The 4,988-nt window shown below is 71.1% G+C and carries 5 protein-coding genes; 4 read left to right on the top strand and 1 reads right to left on the bottom strand.

The features are described from left to right. Window positions 1-2,056: sunset domain-containing protein (locus D1832_RS15465; protein ID WP_182434823.1), on the top strand; the 2,056-nt coding region annotated here is incomplete at its 5' end. A gap of 102 nt (window positions 2,057-2,158) precedes the next feature. On the opposite strand, the gene D1832_RS14845 is transcribed toward D1832_RS15465, so the two are convergent. Further along, window positions 2,159-2,530 (bottom strand): sterol carrier family protein, encoded by a 372-nt coding sequence (locus D1832_RS14845; protein WP_118915145.1) that lies wholly within the window; start codon window positions 2,528-2,530, stop codon window positions 2,159-2,161. 131 nt (window positions 2,531-2,661) lie between these two features. On the opposite strand from D1832_RS14845, the gene D1832_RS14850 reads away from it, so the two are divergent. The 3 genes from D1832_RS14850 to D1832_RS14860 are packed head-to-tail and all read left to right on the top strand — an operon-like array spanning window position 2,662 to window position 4,913. After that, on the top strand, window positions 2,662-3,522 hold the full coding sequence (locus D1832_RS14850; protein WP_118915147.1) for a spermidine synthase: 861 nt from the start codon (window positions 2,662-2,664) through the stop codon (window positions 3,520-3,522). Window positions 3,523-3,553: 31 nt separating this feature from the next. Next, on the top strand, window positions 3,554-4,423 hold the full coding sequence (locus D1832_RS14855; protein WP_118915150.1) for an Fpg/Nei family DNA glycosylase: 870 nt from the start codon (window positions 3,554-3,556) through the stop codon (window positions 4,421-4,423). After that, window positions 4,416-4,913: a hypothetical protein gene (locus tag D1832_RS14860; protein ID WP_118915149.1), complete on the top strand. Its 498-nt coding sequence runs from the start codon at window positions 4,416-4,418 to the stop codon at window positions 4,911-4,913. Before D1832_RS14855 ends, D1832_RS14860 begins: the two co-directional genes overlap by 8 nt. Window positions 4,914-4,988 lie beyond the last annotated feature (75 nt).

The raw sequence follows: 4,988 nt of genomic DNA on the forward strand, positions 1-4,988 counted from the left end.
GACTGCCGACGCCCCCGGCCTCGACGACTCGGCCGCTGCTGACACGAAGGCCGCTCCCGCGCCCGCCGCGTCCGGCGACGACTGGGATGCGGAGCCCCCGGCTCTCGACGACTCGGCCCCTGCCGAAGCCAAGAGCGAGGACAAGCCCACGGAGACGCAGGCTTCCTCGGAGGCGGCTACCAACACGGAGCCCGCTGCCGCGCCTACCGCCGCCGCGAGCTCGGGTGGCGACGACTGGGCCGCCGAGCCGCCGGCTCTCGAGGACCTCGACAGCGCTCCGGCCGCGTCGGCGAACGACGAGAAGGCTGCGACGAAGCCCGCCGAGCCGAGTGACGCCGAGGCTCCGAAGGCCGAGACCAGTGAGGCCCCGGAGTCGTCAGTGGCGAACGAGAAGCCCGCTGCTGCTGCGTCGGCCAGCTCGAGCGGCGACGACTGGGCCACCGAGCCCCCTGCTCTGGAGGACCTCGACAGCGCTCCCGCTGCGTCGTCCGCCGAGACCTCGACGCAGTCGACGAGCGAAGCACCGTCCGAGTCGGCTGAGTCCGACTCGAAGGCTCCCGCTGAGGAGGCCACAGCGGAGGAGACGAAGCCCGCTTCGAGCGACGAGTCCGACGCTGAGGAAACGACCGAGAAGTCCGAGGGCGAGAAGAGCAGCGTCGCGCCGGCTGCGGCTGCTGCGACGGCCACGGCGGCCACTGCCGCCGCTGCGAGCTCCGGTGGTTCGGGTGGGGACGACTGGAACACCGAGCCCCCGGCCCTGGCCGACCTCGACAACGCTCCCGCGGCGCAGTCCGAGCCGGCCGAGTCGCCTGCTGAGGCGTCGGAGCAGCCGTCGAGCGACGCGACGTCGGATGACACGGAAGCTGCCTCCCCGGAGACGTCCTCGCAGGGCGCGGCAGCCGACGACACCGCCGCGGGCGACGCAGCTGCCAACGCCTCCACGGATGCCGTCGAGGACGAGGTTCCCGCATCGGACGCCGCAGGTGCACCGGATGCTGCGGCGTCCGAGAGTGAGTCCGAGGACTCAACCGAGTCTGCGTCTTCGAGCTCCGATTCCGCATCGGCTCCGGCCGCTGCGGCAGCACCCGCGAGCTCGGGTGGCGACGACTGGGGCACCGAGCCCCTGCCGCTCGACCAGCTCGACAGCGCCCCGGCTCAGAACGCGGAGACGCCCGACGCGCCCGCCTCCGAGAGCACCGAGGCCGCGGCTGAGTCGAGCCAGAGCGACGCAGCTTCGGTCGACGCCGACACGTCGTCCGAAACCGAGTCGGAGCAGGTTTCCGCAGCTGACACCGAGGCCGCTGCCGGGACCCCCGCCGATGACGCCGATGCTTCGTCCGAGAAGGACGAGCGAGGCGCCTCGGACGCGGCTGTCGCTGCGGCCGGTGTGAGTGGCGGTGCTGCGGCAGCGGCGGCCGTCGCAGCCGGACGCACACACGACTCCGTGGACACGTCGGCTGCCGAGTCGGCCGAGGCCCGCGACGCGGCTGACGCCGGTGCCACCGGGGAGCCGTCGGCCGACGACGTCGAGCTTGAGCGTGAGGACGACGAGCTCGCCGCCTCCGACAATGCCGTCGTCGAGGACAGCGGTGTCGCCCCGACGACGCCGGAGGACGCGGCCCCCGCCAAGATCGGCGAGGTCCAGGAGACGAGCAGCGACAAGTTCTCCGCCTCCGCCGACGCCTCGGACGACTCGCAGAGCCGCTCGGCGAGCGCCACCGACGAGGCTTCGTCGTCGCAGTCACAGACGCAGTCGGAGTCCGACGAGCAGACGTTCGTCGCCGGCACGGACGAGGGTGACTCGAACGACGGCGATCCCGACCACGCGAGCTCGGCGGGCCAGCAGGACGGCCCGTTCGGCCCGGGTTCGGCCGAGCCGAACGAGGACGGCTCCGCGCCGTCGCCCGAGTTCACGATCAAGGGCAACGCCGACTCGATGCTGTTCCACACGCCCGACAGCCCGGGTTACGAGCAGACAGAAGCCGAGGTGTGGTTCACGAGCGAGGACGCCGCGAAGGCTGCGATGTTCCGCCACTGGGACGCCTCGAAGCGCTGACCCGACGCACGAACGACTCCGCCCGTCCCCTGCTGGGGGCGGGCGGCGTCGTCATGTGGCGCAGTAGCCGCGCGCTGAAGCGGTGAACGGGGCGTCGGACGGTCAGATGACCGGCACGATCGGCAGATATGCAGAAACATCCGCGCGCTGACCGGAGACGCGCAGCTTCCCGCCTGCGGCAGCCTCGGCCCACGTGAGGCGACCGGTCGCGAGGCGTAGCCACGTCGCCGCGTCGGTCTCGGTGACGTTCGGCGGGGTGCCTCGCGTGTGCACCGGGCCCGCGACGCACTGCACTGCCCCGAACGGCGGAACACGCACTTCGACCGTGCGCCCGGGTGCCTGGATGCCCAGCTCCTCGAGCGTGTAGCGCACGGCGGTTGCGGTGACGGGTCGCGTCGCGGCCTCGGGGTCGAGCGCCCAGGTGAGGACGGCCTCGCGGCCCGCGGCGGGGTGGATGCGTCGACGAGGTGGCATGGCGTTGATCCTAGAACGGTGTCGACCCGGCCCCTCCGACAGACCCGCCACGCGTAGCGCGGGGCAGGCTTGCGCTGCACCAGACCTCGATGCAGGACGAAGCAGCGAGCACACCGACCTAGAGTTGGGGCATGGCCCGCCGTCGCTCCTCCCCCGACCCCGCGCCGTCCGCACCGACGAAGGAACGCTTCGAGTTCGTGCGCGACGATCGCGGCGGCGTGACGGTGATGCGCGACGGCCATCCCCAGTCGCACGTCGACCCGGACGACCCGACCTCCATCGAGTTCGAGTACGTCCAGCACTTCGCGATGCTCGTCGACGCTCTCGCGCCGCCGGCTCCCGCACCGTTCGGTGTCACCCACGTCGGCGGGGCCGGACTCACCCTGGCGCGCTACGTCGAAGCCACGCGCCCCGGCTCGCCGCAGATCGTCCTCGAGCCCGACATCCAACTCACCGAGGCCGTGCGCCGTGAGCTGCCTCTTCCACGCAGCCACCGCATCCGTGTGCGCGGCGTCGACGGGGCGGCCGGGATGCGCGATCTCAAGGACGAGTCGGCGGACGTCGTCGTCCTCGACGCGTTTGCGGACGGGCGTGTGCCCGCGGAGCTCGTCTCCCCAGCGTTCGCCGACGACGTGGCGCGAGTGCTCAAGCCGAGCGGTGTGCTGCTCGCGAACCTGTCCGACGAGCCGGGCTTCGCCTGGACCGGCCGAGCCGCGGCAACCTTCGTCGTGCGGCTCCCCCACGCCGTCGTCGTCGGGGCCCAGGAAGTGCTCAAGGGCCGTCGGTTCGGCAATGTCGTTCTCGCTGCGGCACGGACGGAATCGTCCCTCGACGTCGCGACGATTCGGCGGAGCGCGGCTCGCGCCATGTTCCCCACGGGAGTCCGGGCGGGCGCCGAACTCACCTCGCTCTTGCGCGGTGCGCCCGCTTTCACGACAGATGCCGAACGATCCCCCGTCCCACCCGAACTCGGCGCCTGGCGAGTGCGATGACGCGCCCCGCTCGCCCACGGAAGGTCACCTGATGCCCGAAGGTCACGTCACCCACCGAATCGCCGGCATGCTCAACGACCAGTTCTCCGGACGTGTCGTCGAATCCTCTTCGCCGCAGGGCCGATTCAGCGACAGTGCCGCTCGCATCGACGGGCGAGTCTTCGACGCGGCCGAGGCGTGGGGCAAGCACATGTTCGTCGGGTTCGAGGGCATGGACGAGCGCGTCAACATCCATCTCGGCTTGCTCGGCAAGTTCTTCTTCACCGAAGGAATCGAACCGGCCGACGTGCCGGCGACGGGCGCCATCCGGTGGCGGCTCGGGGTCTCCGGAACGGACGGCGACCCGCACGGGAGCGTCGTCATGGATCTGCGGGGGCCCAACGTCTGCGAGCTGCGCACGCCCGACGAGGTCGACACGATCACGTCGAAGCTCGGCGCGGATCCCCTGCGCGGTGACGCCGACCCCGAACGTGCCTGGGCTCGAGTGCGACGCACGAGCACGCCCGTCGCGGCGCTCCTCATGGATCAGAAGGTGTTTCCCGGCGTCGGCAACATCTACCGAGCCGAGGTGCTGTTCCGTCACGGCATCGACCCGAAGATGCCCGGCAAGTTCCTACGGCGCGAGGAGTTCGACGCGATCTGGGCCGACCTCGTCGCCCTCATGCCACTCGGTGTGCGTGACGGTCGAATCGACACCGTGCGACCCGAGCACACGCCGGAGGCGATGGGGCGCGAGCCGCGCGTCGACAAGCACGGAGGCGAGGTCTACGTCTACCGCCGGGCCGGTCAACCGTGTTTGGTGTGCGGCACACCCGTTGCGCTCGAGGAGTTCGCGGGTCGCAACCTGTTCTGGTGCCCGTCGTGCCAGCCGCGCCATCGTCGGCGCCGCGCCAATGCGTGAACTCGCATCACGAATCCCGCTGCCTCGTCACCGCGCCGCGGATCTCGAGCGCTACCGCGGCCGGCTCGCGTCGTTCGCCACGACGAGTGGTGAGCGCTTCGTCGCCTCGTGTTGGGACGAATCACCGTTCGGCTCGTGGTGCGGCCTGCTCGTCGCGGAGGCCGACGGCTGCCGAACCCTCTACGTGGAGAGCGAGATCCTCGCCGACGACGTGCGGCTGCTCCACGACATCGACAACGTCGTCCTTGCTGACGTCCGCATCGCGCAGGCGGGGCAGGAATGGGCCGTCGAGGTCGATCCCGTCGAGGGGCCACCGCTGTCACGTCTCACCCTCACGCTGGGTAGCCCGACGCGCCGCGGGGCCGTCATCTCACGCCTCCCGTCATCCGTGACCGAGACGCGCGGGTTCGCCTGGTTCACCGAGATCATGCTGCGCGTCCTGTCGCTCGGTGTGTCGAGCTTTCGCGGCTCTTCACGAACGAGGGTGTAGCGCGGGTCTGAACCCTCCGGCTTCGAGCAGCGACCGAGCGATGTAGTGGGTGAGGTTGCGGAAGCCGAGGGCGGA

The organism is Dermacoccus abyssi, from assembly GCF_003515945.1.
Classification (GTDB): Bacteria; Actinomycetota; Actinomycetes; order Actinomycetales; family Dermatophilaceae; genus Dermacoccus; species Dermacoccus abyssi.

Coding starts and splice junctions, on each gene's coding strand:
- D1832_RS14855 (WP_118915150.1), top strand. CDS start 3,554: ATGCCCGAAGGTCACGTCACCCACCGAATCGCCGGCATGCTCAACGAC.
- D1832_RS14845 (WP_118915145.1), bottom strand. CDS start 2,530: ATGCCACCTCGTCGACGCATCCACCCCGCCGCGGGCCGCGAGGCCGTC.
- D1832_RS14850 (WP_118915147.1), top strand. CDS start 2,662: ATGGCCCGCCGTCGCTCCTCCCCCGACCCCGCGCCGTCCGCACCGACG.
- D1832_RS14860 (WP_118915149.1), top strand. CDS start 4,416: ATGCGTGAACTCGCATCACGAATCCCGCTGCCTCGTCACCGCGCCGCG.